The 16,947-nt window shown below is 71.0% G+C and carries 12 protein-coding genes and 1 pseudogene; 8 read left to right on the top strand and 5 right to left on the bottom strand.

Going from position 1 to position 16,947, the window contains the following annotated elements; genetic code table 11:
* Positions 1-55: 55 nt before the first annotated feature.
* Entirely contained in the window at positions 56-892 is an 837-nt protein-coding gene (locus ACFYW8_RS09760) for an endonuclease/exonuclease/phosphatase family protein (RefSeq protein WP_389069826.1), read from the top strand.
* Positions 893-898: 6 nt separating this feature from the next.
* Here the strand turns inward: ACFYW8_RS09760 and ACFYW8_RS09755 are convergent, their stop codons facing one another.
* Together ACFYW8_RS09755 and ACFYW8_RS09750 are read right to left on the bottom strand one after the other, a co-directional pair.
* Complete coding sequence (locus ACFYW8_RS09755; RefSeq protein ID WP_389069821.1) at positions 899-1,144, bottom strand: DUF397 domain-containing protein; 246 nt, start codon at positions 1,142-1,144, stop codon at positions 899-901.
* Positions 1,145-1,155: 11 nt separating this feature from the next.
* Positions 1,156-2,006: pseudogene (locus ACFYW8_RS09750) on the bottom strand (helix-turn-helix domain-containing protein).
* A gap of 214 nt (positions 2,007-2,220) precedes the next feature.
* Here ACFYW8_RS09750 and ACFYW8_RS09745 point away from each other — a divergent pair.
* From ACFYW8_RS09745 to ACFYW8_RS09730, 4 genes are all read left to right on the top strand, one after another.
* Positions 2,221-2,661 carry an ATP-binding protein gene (locus tag ACFYW8_RS09745; RefSeq protein WP_389069817.1) on the top strand — a complete coding sequence of 147 codons (441 nt, stop codon included), beginning with the start codon at positions 2,221-2,223 and terminating at the stop codon, positions 2,659-2,661.
* A 101-nt stretch (positions 2,662-2,762) separates the two neighbouring features.
* Positions 2,763-3,038 carry a hypothetical protein gene (locus tag ACFYW8_RS09740; RefSeq protein WP_389069812.1) on the top strand — a complete coding sequence of 92 codons (276 nt, stop codon included), beginning with the start codon at positions 2,763-2,765 and terminating at the stop codon, positions 3,036-3,038.
* Entirely contained in the window at positions 3,035-3,316 is a 282-nt protein-coding gene (locus ACFYW8_RS09735; RefSeq protein ID WP_389069807.1) for a hypothetical protein, read from the top strand. The genes ACFYW8_RS09740 and ACFYW8_RS09735 overlap by 4 nt, the downstream gene beginning before the upstream one ends.
* A gap of 611 nt (positions 3,317-3,927) precedes the next feature.
* Positions 3,928-4,806 carry a calcium-binding protein gene (locus tag ACFYW8_RS09730; protein WP_389069802.1) on the top strand — a complete coding sequence of 293 codons (879 nt, stop codon included), beginning with the start codon at positions 3,928-3,930 and terminating at the stop codon, positions 4,804-4,806.
* Positions 4,807-4,931: 125 nt separating this feature from the next.
* On the opposite strand, the gene ACFYW8_RS09725 is transcribed toward ACFYW8_RS09730, so the two are convergent.
* Complete coding sequence (locus ACFYW8_RS09725) at positions 4,932-6,446, bottom strand: CehA/McbA family metallohydrolase (RefSeq protein ID WP_389069798.1); 1,515 nt, start codon at positions 6,444-6,446, stop codon at positions 4,932-4,934.
* A gap of 195 nt (positions 6,447-6,641) precedes the next feature.
* On the opposite strand from ACFYW8_RS09725, the gene ACFYW8_RS09720 reads away from it, so the two are divergent.
* The 3 genes from ACFYW8_RS09720 (at position 6,642) to ACFYW8_RS09710 (ending at position 14,049) form a co-directional block, all read left to right on the top strand.
* Positions 6,642-9,236, top strand: a complete 2,595-nt coding sequence (locus ACFYW8_RS09720; protein WP_365871679.1) for a bifunctional FO biosynthesis protein CofGH — start codon at positions 6,642-6,644, stop codon at positions 9,234-9,236.
* Between the two features lie 182 nt (positions 9,237-9,418).
* Positions 9,419-12,742 (top strand): tetratricopeptide repeat protein, encoded by a 3,324-nt coding sequence (locus ACFYW8_RS09715; RefSeq protein ID WP_389069791.1) that lies wholly within the window; start codon positions 9,419-9,421, stop codon positions 12,740-12,742.
* Between the two features lie 191 nt (positions 12,743-12,933).
* Positions 12,934-14,049 carry an ADP-ribosylglycohydrolase family protein gene (locus ACFYW8_RS09710; RefSeq protein ID WP_365871801.1) on the top strand — a complete coding sequence of 372 codons (1,116 nt, stop codon included), beginning with the start codon at positions 12,934-12,936 and terminating at the stop codon, positions 14,047-14,049.
* Positions 14,050-14,192: 143 nt separating this feature from the next.
* Here the strand turns inward: ACFYW8_RS09710 and ACFYW8_RS09705 are convergent, their stop codons facing one another.
* Together ACFYW8_RS09705 and ACFYW8_RS09700 are read right to left on the bottom strand one after the other, a co-directional pair.
* Entirely contained in the window at positions 14,193-15,764 is a 1,572-nt protein-coding gene (locus ACFYW8_RS09705) for a sodium:solute symporter family protein (RefSeq protein WP_365871683.1), read from the bottom strand.
* Between the two features lie 376 nt (positions 15,765-16,140).
* On the bottom strand, positions 16,141-16,926 hold the full coding sequence (locus ACFYW8_RS09700; protein ID WP_365871685.1) for an SDR family oxidoreductase: 786 nt from the start codon (positions 16,924-16,926) through the stop codon (positions 16,141-16,143).
* Positions 16,927-16,947 lie beyond the last annotated feature (21 nt).

Genomic DNA, 16,947 nt, shown 5'->3' with positions numbered 1-16,947 from the left:
AAGAGAGTTGTTTCAATGGTCCCCGATATCGCGCGACAGGAGCAGGTGGCTGCGGATGCGGGTTGTGACCTGGAACCTCTGGTGGCGGTTCGGTCCCTGGGAGGAGCGGCAGAAAGCCATCCTGGCCGTGCTGCGCGAGCTGCGGCCCGACGTCGTCGGGTTGCAGGAGGTGTGGGAGTGCGGCGGCCACAACCTCGCCGGGTGGCTCGCGGACGAGCTCGGAATGCACTGGACCTGGGCTGCTTCCGACGCCTCGGACCGCTGGCAGCGGCGGATCGGGGACCCCACGGTCGACGTCGGCAACGCGGTCCTGAGCCGCTGGCCGGTGGTGGCGCAGGAGGTGCTGCGGCTGCCCGCCCCCGACGAGCTGTACGACGGACGGCTCGCCCTGCACGCCCGCCTGGCCACGCCCACCCACGAGGTGCCCTTCTTCACCACCCACCTCACCTCGGCCGTCCACGCCTCGGGCGTACGCCGCGAACAGGTCACCGCCCTCGCCGAGTTCGTCGCCGCGCACCGGGGCGATACCGACTTCCCCCCGGTCGTCACGGGCGACTTCAACGCCTGGCCGGACTCCGACGAGATCCGCCTGTTCGGGGGATACAAGACGTCCCCCGTGGTTCCCGGACAGGTATTCCTCGACGCCTGGGAGTACGCCGACCCGACGGCACCCTGGGCCACCTGGGACCCGGCGAACGCCCACGTCGGCCCGCACAGCCCCGCCGCACGCATCGACTACGTCCACGTCGGCCCGCCCGGCCCCGGCGGCCTCGGGCACGTCCGGTCCGTACGGAGGGCCGGGGACGGGCCGGCAGGCGGGGTGTGGCCCTCGGACCACACGGCCGTCGTGGCCGACCTGTCCCTCCCTCCGGGCGGTCAGGACACGCCTTGAGGTCCTTCAGCAGCGGTTGTTCTTGAGCGCTCGGAGAAGGGCGTCGAAGGCGGCCGGGGTGGTCGAGAGTATGGAGTGGGCGGGGTCGGCGCTCTCGGTCAGGTGGACCGTTTCTGCGGCACCGGAAGCGGCCACGTGGAGGCAGGCGTCGCCTTCCTGGCAATGGGAGGACTTCTGCCAGGTGCCGGCAACGTGGAGGCAGGCCTCGCCCTGGGCGCAGTAGGACGACTTCTGCCAGGCCGTGGTGGGCATTTCGAGTCCCTTCACAGATGCTGGGCGATGGTGTGGATGAGGTCCTGCGAGTCCACCTGGCTGAGCGATACGGACTCCATGCGGTCGATAAGGAGCCGGTACTGGGCCAGTTGGGCTTCGGAATCGACGAACACCGGTCCGTGGGCCTGGTCCAGTTGGGCTGTGTCGAGGGCTGGTACGGGGCCGCACATGAAGTACACCGACTGGCCCGAGCCGGGGTAGGAGCCTGCGTCGAACGGAATGACCCGGATCGACACGTGGTCGTGGTCGCTCACCTTGAGGAGGTGCCCAAGCTGGGTGCGCGTCACGTCCCGGCCGCCGAATTTCATGCGCAGGGCCGCTTCGTGAATCACTGCCCGGTAGGGGGCGGCGTGGTCACGGTACAGCGCGGCCTGACGCTTCGCCCGGAAGGAGACCCGGTGCTCGATCTCCGGAGGGGACATCTCGGGACGGCCTGCCGATAGATCTCGCGCGCGTGGTCGACGGTCTGGAGCAGGCCGGGGATGTGCATGCTGTGGGCGGCGTGGAGCCTCGTGCCGTGGTGTTCGATCTCGGCGAGGTCGAGCAGCTTGGGCGGCAGGATGTCGCGGTACTCCTCCCACCAGCCGCGCTTGCGTTCGCCGATCATGGCGACCAGGGACTCGACCAGCGTCGGCTCCGTGCAGGAGTACGTACGTGCCATCACCCGGACGCGGTCCGCGCTCACCCCGAAGCGGGCCACTTCGATATTGCTCAGCTGTCCGGAGCTGGTGCCCAGTAAGGCGGCTGCCTGTGTGGTGGTCATCCCGGCGCGCTCGCGCAGCTTGCGCAGCTCGACACCGAGCCGTGTGCGCCGGGCGGTTGGCGCAGACCTGCCTGCCATCTCCCAACTCTCCCTGTCGTACGCCAGGTTGGTGTGTCACCCGGACGAGTGGAACGTCCTAAAGGAATCCGGTCATCGGGTGAAAACAATCCTTGCGTAGCCCTACGCTGGTTGTCAGGCGCCCTCGCCCAGAAGAACCCCGTTCGACGGAGCGGCCAGGTCACTGGGCACCGGAAGCGAAGAGTCAAACCCCTCTCGTGATCGGAGACTTCCGATGGCCACCGTATCGCCGCCCTGGGCCTACACCCTCCAACTCCCGCACGATCCCCGCGCCCCCGGTATCGCCCGAGCCACCCTCCGGACCGTCCTCGCCGCGCACGGCCTCACCGAACTCGCCCCCACCGCCGAACTCCTGGCCTCCGAACTGCTCACCAACGCCCACCTGCACACCCGGGGTCCGTACGCCCTCCGCGTCCTCTCGACCGAGCCGGACCGGCTGACGGTCGCCGTCTGGGACACCGACCCGAGAGTCCCGCCCGGCTACGGGCAGCCCCATGCCACCGTCCCCCTGGCGGACGCCGAACACGGCCGCGGCCTGCACCTCGTACGTGCCTGCGCCGACGCGTGGGGGGTGTCCGTGCTGCGCGAGATGGGCGCGTCGAGAGGCGGGAAACTGCTGTGGGCGGAGTGCCGGGGCGGGGCGGGCGCCCGGTGACCGCGCCGGTCTCGCTTTCCCGGCATTGCGTGCGATGTCCGTCCCCCTCGGGCGGCGCCATACTGACAGGTGTAGCCATGCCCGTTCATCAGGAGCAGACCATGAGCGCACAGCCTGAGCACGGCCGGGGAACGACGCCCCTGCCGGAGATCCGGACCGTGGACGACCTGCGCAGGGTGCTCAGCCGCTACGGTTTTCCAGGTGACCGGGAGCGGTTCGAGAAGGAGCTGGCTGCTGCCATAGGGGCATCGCCGACCAACGATCTCGAAGGCGCGGCCGCCGTGGTCAGGGCCTACCGTCACAGGGTCCAGATCAGGAATTCCCCGGAGATCATGGCCGCCCTCGAAGAAGCGCGTGCGGGAGGCAGCGGTACATGAACGAAATCCCGCTGGAGGAGGCCGAGCCCGCCAAGAAGGCGCTCACCGGCCTCACGGAGGGGGAGCGGGAGGCCGTCCGGGAGGCACTGGCGGCCATCGGACGGGACCCGGCGGTAGGCCGCGAGATCCCCGGCTGGCGCCCTCCCTCCGTGGAGTACACGTACACCACGCCGCTGGCCCGGGACTCGGCCGAAGCGATCACCGTCGTCTACACGCACACTCCTGGGCTGGGAGTGACCGTCGTGTACTACTTCCGAGATCCTCTGGTGGTGGACTGAACGGCACGAATGCCACTCACGGCCGTCGGCTCCGCCAGACGGTTTCGTTTGGATCACTGGGACGTTGATCTGGGTGTGTCGCTGTGACGTGCGGTGGCCGCAAGCAGACCCGCACGCACCGACAGGACCGCTTCGACACCCGCGCAGACGGATGTGCACCGGCCGGCATCCCCGGACCATCCGCACATCGAACTGATGCCGTGAGCCATTGCGGAAGTCCTCCGCGCCGACGCGTGGGGCGTGTCCGTCCTGCGCGAGATGGGCGCGTCGAGGGGCGGGAAGCTGCTGTGGGCGGAGTGCGGGGGCGGGGCGGGGTCCCGATAAACCGAAGAGAAGGCGGCAGACCGGTGTCCGGCCGGTTAATGGCAGAGAAATCAAGGTCGGCTACGAGAACTGAGTGGAATTCCGCTACAACCCCCGCCCGGGGTGCGGTGTCCAAACGTGTGAACCAGAAACAACAGCAGCCCCGTACATAGGTGCGGGCGCACGACTCGATCACCGAGCGCTGCCCGCTGACTGCCGTGACGACGGTGGCATCGGTGACGGCGAATTCATCGGCGCTTTCTTCGTCGGGCCTGAACATCACTGATTCCGCGAAGGGTTATTTCCGCATGCGCACGTTACGGACCATCGCCTCCACAGCCGCTCTCGCTCTCGCCCTCGGCGGAGGCCTGTTCTCCGCGTCCACCGCCCAGGCGGCCACGGCGAGTTCGGCCTCCATCCGTGCCTCCGGCGGCGCGCTCTGGTACTCAGCCGGCGCCGGACAGGCCAACAACCTGAGGGTCACCGCGAAGTATGTCGACCTCGACCCCTCGTCGTACGGTGAGAACGTCATCCTCACCTTCCGCGACAAGTTCGACATCACGATCCCCACGAACGTGTGCAGATACCCGTCGGCGACCAACCACAAGGTCGCCGAGTGCACGGTGGACGCCGACGACTCGGACCGATACGGCGCCGACCTCGGTGACGGCAATGACGGCGCGACGGTCACCGGCGCGTTGGCCACGATCTACGGCGGCAAGGGCAACGACGTCATCATGGGCGACTCCGCCGCCGTGCTCTTCGGGAACGACGGCAACGACCGCATCGACGGCGGTGGGGGCCTGTACGGCGAGGGCTCGTTCGGCGGGGCGGGCAACGACACGATGACCAACTGCGGCACCGGGTGCAGCGGCGGTCCGGGCAACGACAGTCTCACCGGCAACGCCTCGGGGCAGGACTCGAACGGCTTGTTCGGGGAGGACGGCAACGACGTCATCCACGGCGGCGCCGGTACCGACGTCGTCGACGGCGGCAAGGGCGACGACAAGATCTACGGCGGCAGCGGCAACGACAAGATCTCCGGTGGCAAGGGCGACGACAAGCTGTACGGCGACAGCGGCGACGACATGATCTACGGAAACACCGGCAACGACCTGCTGCACGGCGGCACGGGCACGGACAAGCTCTCCGGCGGGCCGGGAACCGACAAGGTCTACCAGAACTAGAAACCAGAGCCAGAGCCAGAGCCCGAACCAGAACCAGCCCCAGATCAACGAGAACTCAGGGCCGCCAGGGGTGGGCGTGAGGGAGCACGGTCTCCCTCACGCTCTCTCCCTCACGCCCCCTTGGGCTACGACCCCAGGAAGATCGGGTTCGTGAACGCCGCCAGTGCCCCCGGTACCGGCCCCGCCGCCGTCTCGTGGCGCAGCTCCGCGCGGACGTACGCCGCGTAGGACGCCGTCGTACGCCACTCCACCGTGCCGGAGCCCGCGACCGGCAGGGGGTCGCTGGTGAACAGCAGGCCCTGGTCGGTGACGAAGCGGACCGTGCAGCGCGGGGCGCCGGTGACCTCCAGACGGACGGTGACCGGGGTGTCCGGAGCGACCCTCAGCCGCTCCCCGATGCCCGCGTGTTCGCCCTTCGCGCCGGACACCGAGAAGGAGAGGGAGACCAGCTTCGACTCGGCGACGTAGGAGCGGCCCGCGCGGATGCCCTCCTGGACGGCCTCGCGGGTCAGGTCGTCGGCGAGGACGACCGTCTGCGGGCTGCCGACCGGGTCGGGGGAGCGGTGCGCGTCGCTGTTGCCCATCGCCGGGAGCCAGTCGTGGCCCCCGCGCACGGAGGCGACCAGCATGTTGTCCCAGTCGGCGAGGGCGACCTCGTCGTCGGGGGTGTACGGGCCGTTCCACACCTCGACCGCGTCCGCCTCGCCGAAGCCGAACTTCCAGCCGCAGCCGACGCAGGTGGCGTGCGGATGCGCGGGCACAACGAGCCCGCCGGCGCCGCGGATACGGCGCGCGAACCGGCCGAACCGGTTGTCGCGGGCCCGGTAGCGCCAGTCGACGAAGGTGCCGGGGTCCGTGCCGAGCGCCAGCACGTGCCCGTTGCGCGTGGTGACCTCCTCACCCAGCATGATCAGCAGATCGTCGCCCGCCTGGTCCGCCCAGTACGGGTGCGAGGAATGCGTGTTGTGGTCCGAGGAGTTGATGAAGTCCAGGCCCGCGGCCCGCGCCAGTTCCGCGATCTCGGCGGGGGTGCGCCGGCCGTCCGAGTACCAGGAGTGCAGATGGCAGTCGCCGCGGTACCAGGCACGGCCGCGGCCCTTGGCGCGCGAGGGCGGGTACACCGGCTCCGGGGTCGCGGCCCCCTTGCCGTACGTCAGCGTGATGGTGACCTCGTACGCCAGTCCCTGCGGCGCCACCGTGTACGGGCCGAGCGCGATGTGCCAGGTGCCGGGGCGGACCGGGCCGCGGATGTAGCCGGGGGTCGCGTCGTCGGAGCGGATGGAGAACTCCGTGCGCGCGCCGCCCGACCAGCCTCTGAAGCCCCGGCCGCCCAGCTCGGTGCCGTGCTCGTCGAAGATGCCGATGTCCAGGGCGTTGCCCGCCGTGCCGGCCGGGACCGACGGCCTCTCGTAGGTGTAGGAGACCTTGATCTCCGCGACCCCGGCCGGTACTTCGACCGGGAGATACACGAAGTCGGGGGAGCCGGTGGGGAGGGTGCCGCGCACCGTCCTCGTCTCCTGGTTGTCCGCCGCTTCCGCGTCCGCACCGCTGGGGAAGGTCACGCTCCCCAACGTAAGCGCGGCCGCCGCTCCCGTCACGAACAGAGCGCGTCTGCCTATGCCGTGGTCGTCCTCACACATACTGCTGCTCCCCAGGATGTCGGGCGTGACAGTGACATGAGTGATGCGAAGTGTCGTTTACCACTGTGGGAGCAGGTTGTGAACAGAGGTGCACGCCAGGGGAATCGGCGGCTTTCGGGGAGACCGACAGATACCGCGCGGTCCGAATGGGGCAGGGCGGCCGATACCTGATCACCTCGACCGTATGCTCGAAGGATGACGACCTCCGCTACGGGCGCGACTCCCGGATCCGGGCCGACGGCGAATTCCATGCGGCGCGCGCTGAGGCGCGCGCGGGACGGCGTCGCGCTCGACGTGACCGAGGCGGCCGTGCTGCTCCAGGCCCGCGGCGCGGACCTCGACGACCTGAGCGCCTCCGCCGCGCGGGTGCGGGACGCGGGCCTGGACGCGGCCGGCCGGCCCGGTGTCATCACGTACTCCAAGAGCGTCTTCGTCCCGCTGACCCGGCTGTGCCGCGACAAGTGCCACTACTGCACCTTCGTCACCGTCCCCGGCAAGCTCCGCCGCGCCGGTCACGGGATGTTCATGTCCCCGGACGAGGTCCTCGACATCGCCCGCCGGGGCGCCGAACTCGGCTGCAAGGAAGCCCTGATCACCCTCGGCGACAAGCCGGAGGACCGCTGGCCCGAGGCCCGCGAATGGCTGGACGCGCACGGCTACGACGACACGATCGCGTACGTACGGGCCATCTCGATCCGCATCCTGGAGGAGACGGGCCTGCTGCCGCACCTCAACCCGGGTGTCATGTCGTGGACCGACTTCCAGCGGCTGAAGCCGGTCGCCCCGTCGATGGGCATGATGCTGGAGACCACCGCGACCCGCCTGTGGTCCGAGCCCGGCGGCCCGCACCACGGCTCCCCGGACAAGGAGCCCGCCGTACGGCTGCGGGTCCTGGAGGACGCCGGCCGCTCCTCCGTCCCCTTCACCAGCGGACTGCTCATCGGCATCGGCGAGACCTACGAGGAGCGCGCCGACTCCCTGTTCGCGCTGCGCCGCGTCTCCCGCGCCTACCACGGCATCCAGGAACTGATCATCCAGAACTTCCGCGCCAAGCCGGACACCGCGATGCGCGGGATGCCGGACGCGGAACTGGACGAGCTGATCGCCACCGTCGCCGTCGCCCGGCACATCATGGGCCCGGCCGCCTGCCTCCAGGCGCCGCCCAACCTGGTCGACAGCGAGTACGGACGGCTGATCGGCGCGGGGATCGACGACTGGGGCGGGGTCTCGCCGCTGACCATCGACCACGTGAACCCGGAGCGCCCCTGGCCGCAGATCGAGCTGCTGCGCGAGCGGTCGGCCGAGGCGGGCTTCGAACTCCGTGAACGCCTGTGTGTCTACCCGGAGTTCGTGCAACGCGGCGAACCCTGGCTGGACCCCCGCCTGCTGCCGCACGTACGGGCCCTGGCGGACCCGGAGACCGGCCTCGCGCTCCCGGACGCGGTGGTGGAGGGCCACCCCTGGCAGGAGCCCGAGGAGGCCTTCACGTCCTCCGGGCGCACCGATCTGCACCGCACCATCGACACCGAGGGCCGCACCGGCGACCGCCGCGACGACTTCGACGCGGTGTACGGCGACTGGGAGGCCCTGCGCGAGGCCGCGGCCCCCGGGATGGTGCCGTCCCGGATCGACACGGACGTACGGGCCGCACTGGCGACCGCGGCCGACGACCCGACGAAGCTGACCGACGACGAGGCCCTCGCGCTGCTGCACGCCGACGGACCGGCGCTGGACGCCCTCTGCCGGATCGCCGACGACGTCCGCAGGGCGGCGGTCGGCGACGACGTCACGTACATCGTCACCCGCAACATCAACTTCACCAACGTCTGTTACACCGGCTGCCGTTTCTGCGCCTTCGCCCAGCGCCGCACCGACGCCGACGCCTACACGCTCTCCCTGGACCAGGTCGCGGACCGCGCCGCCCAGGCCTGGGACCTCGGCGCGGTCGAGGTCTGCATGCAGGGCGGCATCCACCCGGACCTGCCCGGCACCGCGTACTTCGACATCGCCAAGGCGGTGAAGGAACGCGTCCCCGGCATGCACGTCCACGCCTTCTCCCCGATGGAGGTCGTGAACGGCGCCACCCGCACCGGCCTGTCCATCCGCGAGTGGCTGACGGCCGCCAAGGAGGCGGGCCTGGACACCATCCCCGGCACCGCCGCGGAGATCCTGGACGACGAGGTGCGCTGGGTCCTGACGAAGGGCAAACTGCCCGCGGCGACCTGGATCGAGGTCGTCACGACGGCCCACGAACTCGGCATCCGCTCCTCCTCCACCATGATGTACGGCCATGTCGACCAGCCCCGCCACTGGCTCGGCCACTTCCGCACGCTCTCCCGCATCCAGCAACAGACCGGCGGCTTCACGGAGTTCGTGACCCTCCCCTTCATCCACACCAACGCCCCCGTCTACCTGGCCGGCATCGCCCGCCCCGGCCCGACGACCCGCGACAACCGGGCGGTCATGGCGATGGCCCGCCTCCTGCTGCACCCGCACATCCCCAACATCCAGACCAGCTGGGTCAAACTGGGCACCGAGGGCGCCGCCGAAATGCTCCGCTCGGGCGCCAACGACGTCGGTGGCACCCTGATGGAAGAGACGATCTCCCGCATGGCGGGCTCCAGTTACGGCTCCTACAAGTCGGTCAAGGACCTGATCGCGGTAGCCGAGGCGGCGGGCCGCCCGGCCAGACCCCGCACCACGGTGTACGGCGAGGTCCCGGAGGAGCGGCAGCGGACGGCGGCGGCCTCGGACGGACACCTGCCGGAGCTGCTGCCGGTGCTGGACTGACCGGAGCTGCTGCCGGTGCTGGACTGAAGGGAAGCCCTGCTCCGATCTCCCCGCGGCCCGCCGGAACCCAGGTTCCTGCGGGCCGTCCGGCTTCGGCCGGCCCCGTGTCCCGTCGGACGAGTTGGGCCAGACTGGAGAGGCCGGTCCGGGCGGACGGGCGGTGTACCCGGGAGGGAAGGGCCATGGCGCGGGGGCGACCGTCGATGCAGGAACTGATCGAGGGGCGGCGACGGCACGGGTTCGTCGGACGGGGTGCCGAACGAGCCACGTTTCGCGCCAACTTCGAGCTGCCTCCCGAGGACGAACGGCACCGGTTCCTGTTCCACGTCCACGGCAACGCCGGTGTCGGCAAGACGTTCCTCGTCCGCGAGATGGAACAACTGGCACGTGAACGCGGCGCGTTGACGGTCTACGTCGACGAGAGCGTCGGCAGTCTGCCCGAGGCCATGGCGGCGATGAGCCGTCAGTTCGCCGGGCAGGGACACCGGTTCAAGGAGCTGGACCGTCTGCTGGTGGCGTACCACGAGCGGCGGCACGAGGCGGAGGCCGCCGTCCTCGCCCCGCGGGAGCCCGAGCGGAGCGGCCCCTCGGCGGGCAGCCTGACAGTGGCGCGGGCCGGCCTGGTGGGGCTGGGGATGGTGCCCGGGGTCGGCGCTCTCGCCGGAGCCCTGGACCCCGCCCAACTGGCCCAGGGCGCGGACAGGTTGCGAGCAGGACTCAGCGCCCGCCTGCGCAACCAGGAGGACGTGCAACTGGTCCTGTCGCCGCAGGGCGTGCTCACCCCGGTCCTCGTAGGGGAGCTCTCCGAGGCGGCGTCCGCCGTACCGTGGACGGTCCTGTTCTTCGACACGTACGAGCGGACCGGACCGTTCCTCGACCCATGGCTCCATGCGGTGATGACGACCCTCGAACACGGCAGGCTGCCCGGCACGGTCATCGTGGTCACGGCCGGACAGCGTCCCTTCGACACCCTCCGATGGGGCGGTTTCACCGACTTCGTCACCGACCTGCCCCTCGGGCCGTTCACGGAGACCGAGGCGCGAGGCCTCCTCGCGGACAAGGGGGTCGTGTCGGAGCCCGTGGTCGAGGAGGTGCTGCGCCTCACGGGCGGACTGCCCCTGCTGGTCTCGACCCTGGCCGAGCAGCGCCCGGCGGACCCCGAAGACGTCGGTGACCCCTCGGCCACGGCCGTCGAACGCTTCCTGAAGTGGGAACCGGACCCGGTCCGCCGGGCGGTGGCCCTCGCGTGCGCCCTTCCCCGGCGCCTCGACCTGGATGTGTTCCGGGCTGCCGTGGACTGCGCCGACGAGGACGCCGACGCCCTGTTCGGCTGGCTGCGCGGGCTGCCGTTCGTGGACGGCCGCGGCGACCGGGTCCGGTACCACGACCTGGTCCGTGAGCCGATGCTCCGGTTGCAGCGGCGCCACTCGCCACGCGGCTGGACCGAACGGCACGAGAGGCTCGCGGAGGTCTTCGCCCGCTGGCGTGCCGAGGCGGGGAACGGCCTGATCGCTCCCGACGAGGTGTGGAGGCACGAGCCGTGGCGGCTGCTGTTGCTGGAGGAGTCGTACCACCGGCTGTGCGCCCGGCCGCTCGCCGCGCTGGGTGACGCCCTGCGCGACATGGTCGAGGCCTGCCGCGTCGATCACGTCGTCGGGCGCGGCTGGGCCAGGTTGCTCCAGGAGGCCGGAGACGCGGCGGCCGACCCGGTCATGCGCGACCTGGGCCGGGGACTGACCGAGGCCCTCGCGGACGACGAGAACGGAGTGGCCAGGGCGATGGACCTGCTGCTGGCCCGCCCCGCACTGCACGGCCCGGGGCGGGCCCTGGCGCACGGGGTGCGGGCCAGGGAACTGCGGAACGTCGGGGAGTACGAGCGGGCCCTGGCCGAGTACGACCGGGCGATCGAGATCGATCCGGACGAGGCGCGCGTGCACCACGGCCGTGGCTTCACCCACCAGCTGCTCGGTGACTACCCGGCGGCGCTGGCCGCTTTCGACCGGGCGGACGAACTGCGGCCCGACACGGGGTGGATCATCGCGGAGCGTGCGGAGACGCATCGCCTGGCGAGAAGCTTCGAGGAAGCGATCGCGGACTTCGACCGAGCCGTCGCCCTCGACCCCACGAACGCCGACGCGCTGGCCTCCCGGGCGGCGTGCCGGCACGCCCTCGACCAGTTCGAGGCGGCCGGCTCCGACTTCGACCGGGCGCTGAGCATCGACGGGACCGACCTGTGGACACTCGTCCGCAGGGCCCGGCTGCGCCGTGACACGGACGAGTGGGACAAGGCGTTCGCCGACCTGGACCGGGCGGCCGGCCTCGAGCCCGACTCCGCCTGGGTCGCCTCGGAACGGGGCGACGCCTACCGGCTCGCGGGCCGCTTCGAGGAGGCCGTCGTCGAACTCGGCCGGGCCATCGGCCTCAGGCCCGACTACGCCTCGGCCCTGGCGGGCCGCGGGGTGTCCCACCACGAACTGGGCCACAGCGCGCAAGCGCTGGCCGACCTCGACCGCGCCGTCGCGTTGGAGCCGGACTACTCCTGGGCCCTGGTGATGAGGGCGCGGGTGAGGCGTCGGCTGGAGGACCTGCCCGGCGCGTACGAGGACCTGCGGCGCGCGCTCGCGGCGAGTCCGGAATCCGACTGGATCGAGATCGAGCTGGGCAACGCCCACCGGCTCGACGGCCGACACCAGGAGGCGATCTCCGTCTTCCGGCAGGTACTGGACCGGGAACCCGACAACGCCTCGGCGCTCGGCTGCCTGGGGGCGGCCTACCGCGATCTCAAGGCCCACGCGGAGGCGCTGGGCTGGCTCGACCGGGCCCTGGCCGCCGACCCGGACTACGCCTACGCGTACGACCAGCGAGCGCGCGTCTTCCTGGCGACCGGGCGGACCGAGCGGGCGCTGGCCGACTGGGAGCGCCGGATCGCCCTGGGCGGGGACGTGGACGCGGCACGCTACGAAGTCGTGGACACGCTGATCCACTGCGGCCGACGGGACGAGGCGATGGCCCGGCTGTCCGAGGCGGACCCGGCGCCGGGCCCGGACGACGCGCTCGTCCTGGACCGCGACCACCTGCGCGTCGAGGCCTTCCGGTACACCGGGCAGTGGGCGCGGGCCCGTCACCTCGCCGAGCGCCTTCGCGCGAAGGACGCGGTACCGGGCACCTTCCAGCTGGCGATGACCGAACTACGGTCCCGGGGCCCGGAGGCCGCGGACCCCCTGTGGCGTGAACTGGCACGGCTCCTGGGCACGGAGGAACTGGACGGGACCACACGCCTGCAGGGCCGGTGCATCGTCGGCTGGGGTCTTGCGGACTGGGCCGACGCCGACCGGGGGCTGGCCGAAGTCCTGGCCGCGGACCTCGACTGGGACGACCTGGCGGTCCTCGCGGACATCCTCGCCGAACTCCTGCTCAGCCCCGCCACCGACCACGCCCGCCTCGCCCCGCGCCTGGCGACGGTCACGGCGGCCCGCGACGCCGTCCGGGCGCGCTGCACGGACTGACCGGCGAGCTGGGGCGGGGCCCTGATCGACTGCCGGGCCGGACCACGCTCTCTGCCGAACGCCGCCCACCCCCGACCACTTGGGATCAGGGGAATCACATCCTGTATATGGATCCGCAACCTCAACCGACCGTTCCTGTTCGATTACAGTGCTGAGCTGTCGATGTACGGATGGTGCAGCAGGAGGTCTCGGTGGGTGCGACAGCCGGTGCCGTCTGGGGCCGTGGGGAGCAACAGGACTTCCGCAGCCGGGTCCGCGGGACACTGCTCGGCGCGGCCGTCGGCGACGCCCTGGGCGCCCCGCTCGGCGGCCTCTCCCTGGACGCGATCCGGGAGGCGTACGGCGCGGAGGGCCTCCTCGACCTGGCCCCCGCGTACGGCCGGCGCGGAGCCGTCACCCACCTCACCCAGCTCACCCTCTTCAGCGTCGACGGGCTCGTCCGAGCCCAGGTGCGCCGCGACACCGGCGCCTGGCATCCGCCGTCCGACGTGCACCGCGCCTACCGGCGGTGGGCGGCCACCCAGAGCGACTGGGGGCCCGACGAACGCCGCAAGGACGACGGCTGGCTGGCCCGCGAGGAGTGGCTCTACGCCCGCCGCGACCCGGCCACGACCTGTCTGCTCGGCCTCGCCGACGAGATCATGGGCACGCTGGACGCGCCGAAGAACCCCGGCGAGCCGGGGCCCGAGGCCGCCGCCCGCTCCGCGCCCTTCGGACTGCTCGTCGGCTGGGAGCCACAGCTGGTGATGCAGCTCGCCGTCGAGTGCGCGGCGCAGACCCACGGCCACCCCTCGGCCTACCTGACGGCGGGCGCGTACGCCGTGATCGTGCACGCGCTCGCCCGCGGCGAGAACCCCGACGCGGCCGTGCGGCAGGCCCTCGCACTCCTCGCGACCCGCCCAGGGCACCGGCTGGTCGCCGACGCGCTCCAGCACGCGCTGGAGGCCGTAGGGCAGGGGATGCCCTCGTCGGCACGGGTCGAGGAACTCGCCGGGGACGGCTCCGCCGCGGGGGCGCTCGCCGTCGCGGTGTACTGCGCTCTCGTCGGTGAGGACGTCCGGCACGGTCTGTGCCTCGCGGTGAACCACGGCGGGCCCTCCGCCGTCACCGGCGCCCTCACCGGCGGTCTGCTGGGCGCCCTGCACGGCGAGACGGCCCTCCCGCCGGCCTGGCTGGCCGAACTGGAGGGCCGTCCCACGGTGCTGGTCCTCGCGGACGACTTCGCGATGGAGATGACCCAGGGGCCCGCCCTGCACGGGCCCGCCGACTCGTCCCCGGGCTGGCTCGCCCGCTACCCGCGCGCCTGAGCAGTCCCGACCGTCCCGACCGCCCCGACCCCGATCCGTAGGCCCTGGCCGTACGGTCCGATCCGACGGTCCGATCCGTACGCCCTGGCCGTACGGTCCCGTCCCTCCCGTCCCTCCCGTCCTTCCCGTCCCTGCCCGGCCGTCTAGTCCGTGACCGGAGTGCCCACCACCTCGTCCGGTGCCCCCGCCGGGGCCGGGACCGACGCGCCGGCCGATCCGTCGTCGTCCGTGTTGATCATTTCGATGATCGCGTCCCGCTCCGGGGTGTCCTCGGGCTTCAGGAAGCCGATGAGGATGTACAGGACGAGGGAGATGGCCATCGGGACGGAGACCTGGTACTCCAGCTTCACGTCCGTGCGCTGGGAGAAGTCCAGGTTGTAGTTGACGAGGAAGAAGGCGAGCAGACCGCAGGCCCAGCTCGTCAGCGCCGCCGTCGGACCGGACTTACGGAACGGCCGCAGCAGGCCCAGGATGAACGGGATCGCGATCGGCCCCATGAGCCCCGCCACCCACTTGATGACGATGGTGATGATGTCCTTGAACGTGGGGGAGTTGACCTGGGTCGCCACCGCCATGGAGAAGCCGAGGAAGGCGACGGTGGTGACGCGGGCCGCGATGAGCCCCGCCCGGGTGTCCCAGGCACGCGCGGTCCTGGAGAGCACCGGCGCCACGTCCCGGGTGAACACGGCCGCGATGGCGTTCGCGTCCGAGGAGCACATGGCCATCGTGTGCGAGAAGAACCCGACGACGACCAGGCCCAGCAGCCCGTGCGGCAGCAGCTGGTCGGCCATCAGGCCGTACGCGTCCGAGCCGTCCGGCTTCTGCGCCGTGACGAGGAGCGGCGACAGCCACATCGGGATGAACAGGATGACCGGCCACACGAACCACAGCCCGGCGGACAGGAACGCCGACCGCGTGGCCTCCTTGGCGTTCTTGGTGGCCATGTAGCGCTGGGCCTGGTTCCACATGCCGCCGTTGTACTCGAACAGCTTGATGAACAGGTACGCGATGAAGAACACCGTCAGATACGGGCCCGCGAACCCGTCCGCGTGACCGTGCAGCTTCGGCGAGTCCAGGGCCTTGGAGAGACCGCCCTGGTCGGAGATCTTGTTCAGCGCGATGACCAGCATCGACAGGCCGGCCAGCAACTGGATGACGAACTGGCCGAGTTCGGTCAGCGCGTCCGCCCACAGCCCGCCGATCGTGCAGTACACCGCCGTGATGCCGCCGGTGATGATGATGCCCTGGGTGAGCGTGACGCCGGTGAAGACGCTGAGCAGGGTGGCGATGGCCGCCCACTTCGCGCCCACGTCCACGATCTTCAGCAGGATGCCGGACCACGCCAGCGCCTGCTGCGTCTGCACGTTGTAGCGGTCCTTGAGGTATTCCAGGGGTGAGGCCACGTGCAGCCGCGAGCGCAGCCGGTTGAGCCGGGGCGCGAAGGCCTTGGCGCCGATGGCGACACCGATGGCGATGGGCAGTGCCCAGGTGACGTACGAGGTGATGCCGTAGGTGTACGCGATGCCGGCGTAGCCGGTGAACATCACCGCGCTGTAGCCCGACATGTGGTGCGAGATGCCGGACAGCCACCACGGCATCTTGCCGCCCGCGGTGAAGAAGTCGCTGACATCGTCCACACGCTTGTGGGACCAGACCCCGATCGCGGTCATCACACCGAAATACGCGACCAGGACGGCCCAGTCGAGACCGTTCATGTGCCCCCTCCAGGGGTCCGCCTTGTGAACCTGCAGATACCGGACGGCACTTCGCCAGTACGCGTGGGTCCCCCCGCTCGAACGAAGCCGAGAGCTCGGGGGAGGGCGGCGCCCCCGTGCGGGAGCGGGGACTTGGGGGATTGAACCGCTGGTCCGACCGGCCGGTCAAGACCTCGCGCGGTCACAGATATGAACACAGATCAGAAAGCAGAACGATTTTGCTTCTACTTTACCTGTCGGGCGGTTGTCGCGCTCGTGACGTGGACCACACCATGAGCGGGCACTTCGTCAGACCCAGACCAGCGACGACAAGCCGACAGCCGTACGGGATGCGGGTCCCGTGCGCCTGGGAAAGGGGCCGCTCCGGCCGTACCGCCTACCGCATCAGTTCGCCCGCGTTCACGAGCAGGGACTGCCCCGTGATCGCCCGCGCCCGGTCGGACGCCAGGAACACCGCGGCGTCCGCGACATCCCCGTCCGTGGCCAGCTCGGGCAGGGCCATCCGCTCGGTGAGCCGCTTCAGGACGTCCGCCTCGGGCACCTGCTCGGTGTACGCCGTGAACTGCACGTACGCCTCGACGGGAGGGCCCCACATCCAGCCGGGCAGCACGGTGTTGACCCGGATCCGGTGCGGCCCGAGCTCCCGCGCCAGGGAGTACATCGCGCTCGTCAGCGCCCCCTTCGAGGCCGCGTACGCCGCCTGCCGCACCTGGCTCGGCGCGGCGACCGACGACTGCGTGCCGATGATGACGACCGAACCGCCGCGCTCCTTCAGCGCGGGCAGGCAGGCACGGGTCATCCGCAGCGTGCCGAGCAGGTTCACGTCGATGACCGACTGCCAGGTCGCGAAGTCGGCGTCCTCCAGACCGCCGAAGTAGCTGTCCCAGGCGGCGACATGGACCACCGCGTCGATCCGCCCGAACCGCTCGACCGCGAGCCCCGCCAGCGCCTCGCACTGACCCTCGTCGGTGATGTCCGTCGCGCGGAACGCCGTGTGCGCGCCGTCCGGGTCCAGCTCGGCCGCCGACTTGGCCAGATTGGCCTCCGTCCGCGCCCCGAGCACCGCGTCGCCCCCGTCGCGCACGACGGCCGCCGCGACCTGATGGCCGAGCCCGGCCCCGACACCCGAGACGACGACGGTCTTCCCCGCGAGCAGTGACATCTGCGGCCTCCCCGGCTCTGG

The sequence above is a fragment of the Streptomyces sp. NPDC002742 genome, assembly GCF_042888885.1.
Taxonomy (GTDB): domain Bacteria; phylum Actinomycetota; class Actinomycetes; order Streptomycetales; family Streptomycetaceae; genus Streptomyces.
The sequence above is the reverse complement of the archived record's forward strand: the minus strand, read 5'-3'. Positions and strand labels throughout refer to the sequence as shown.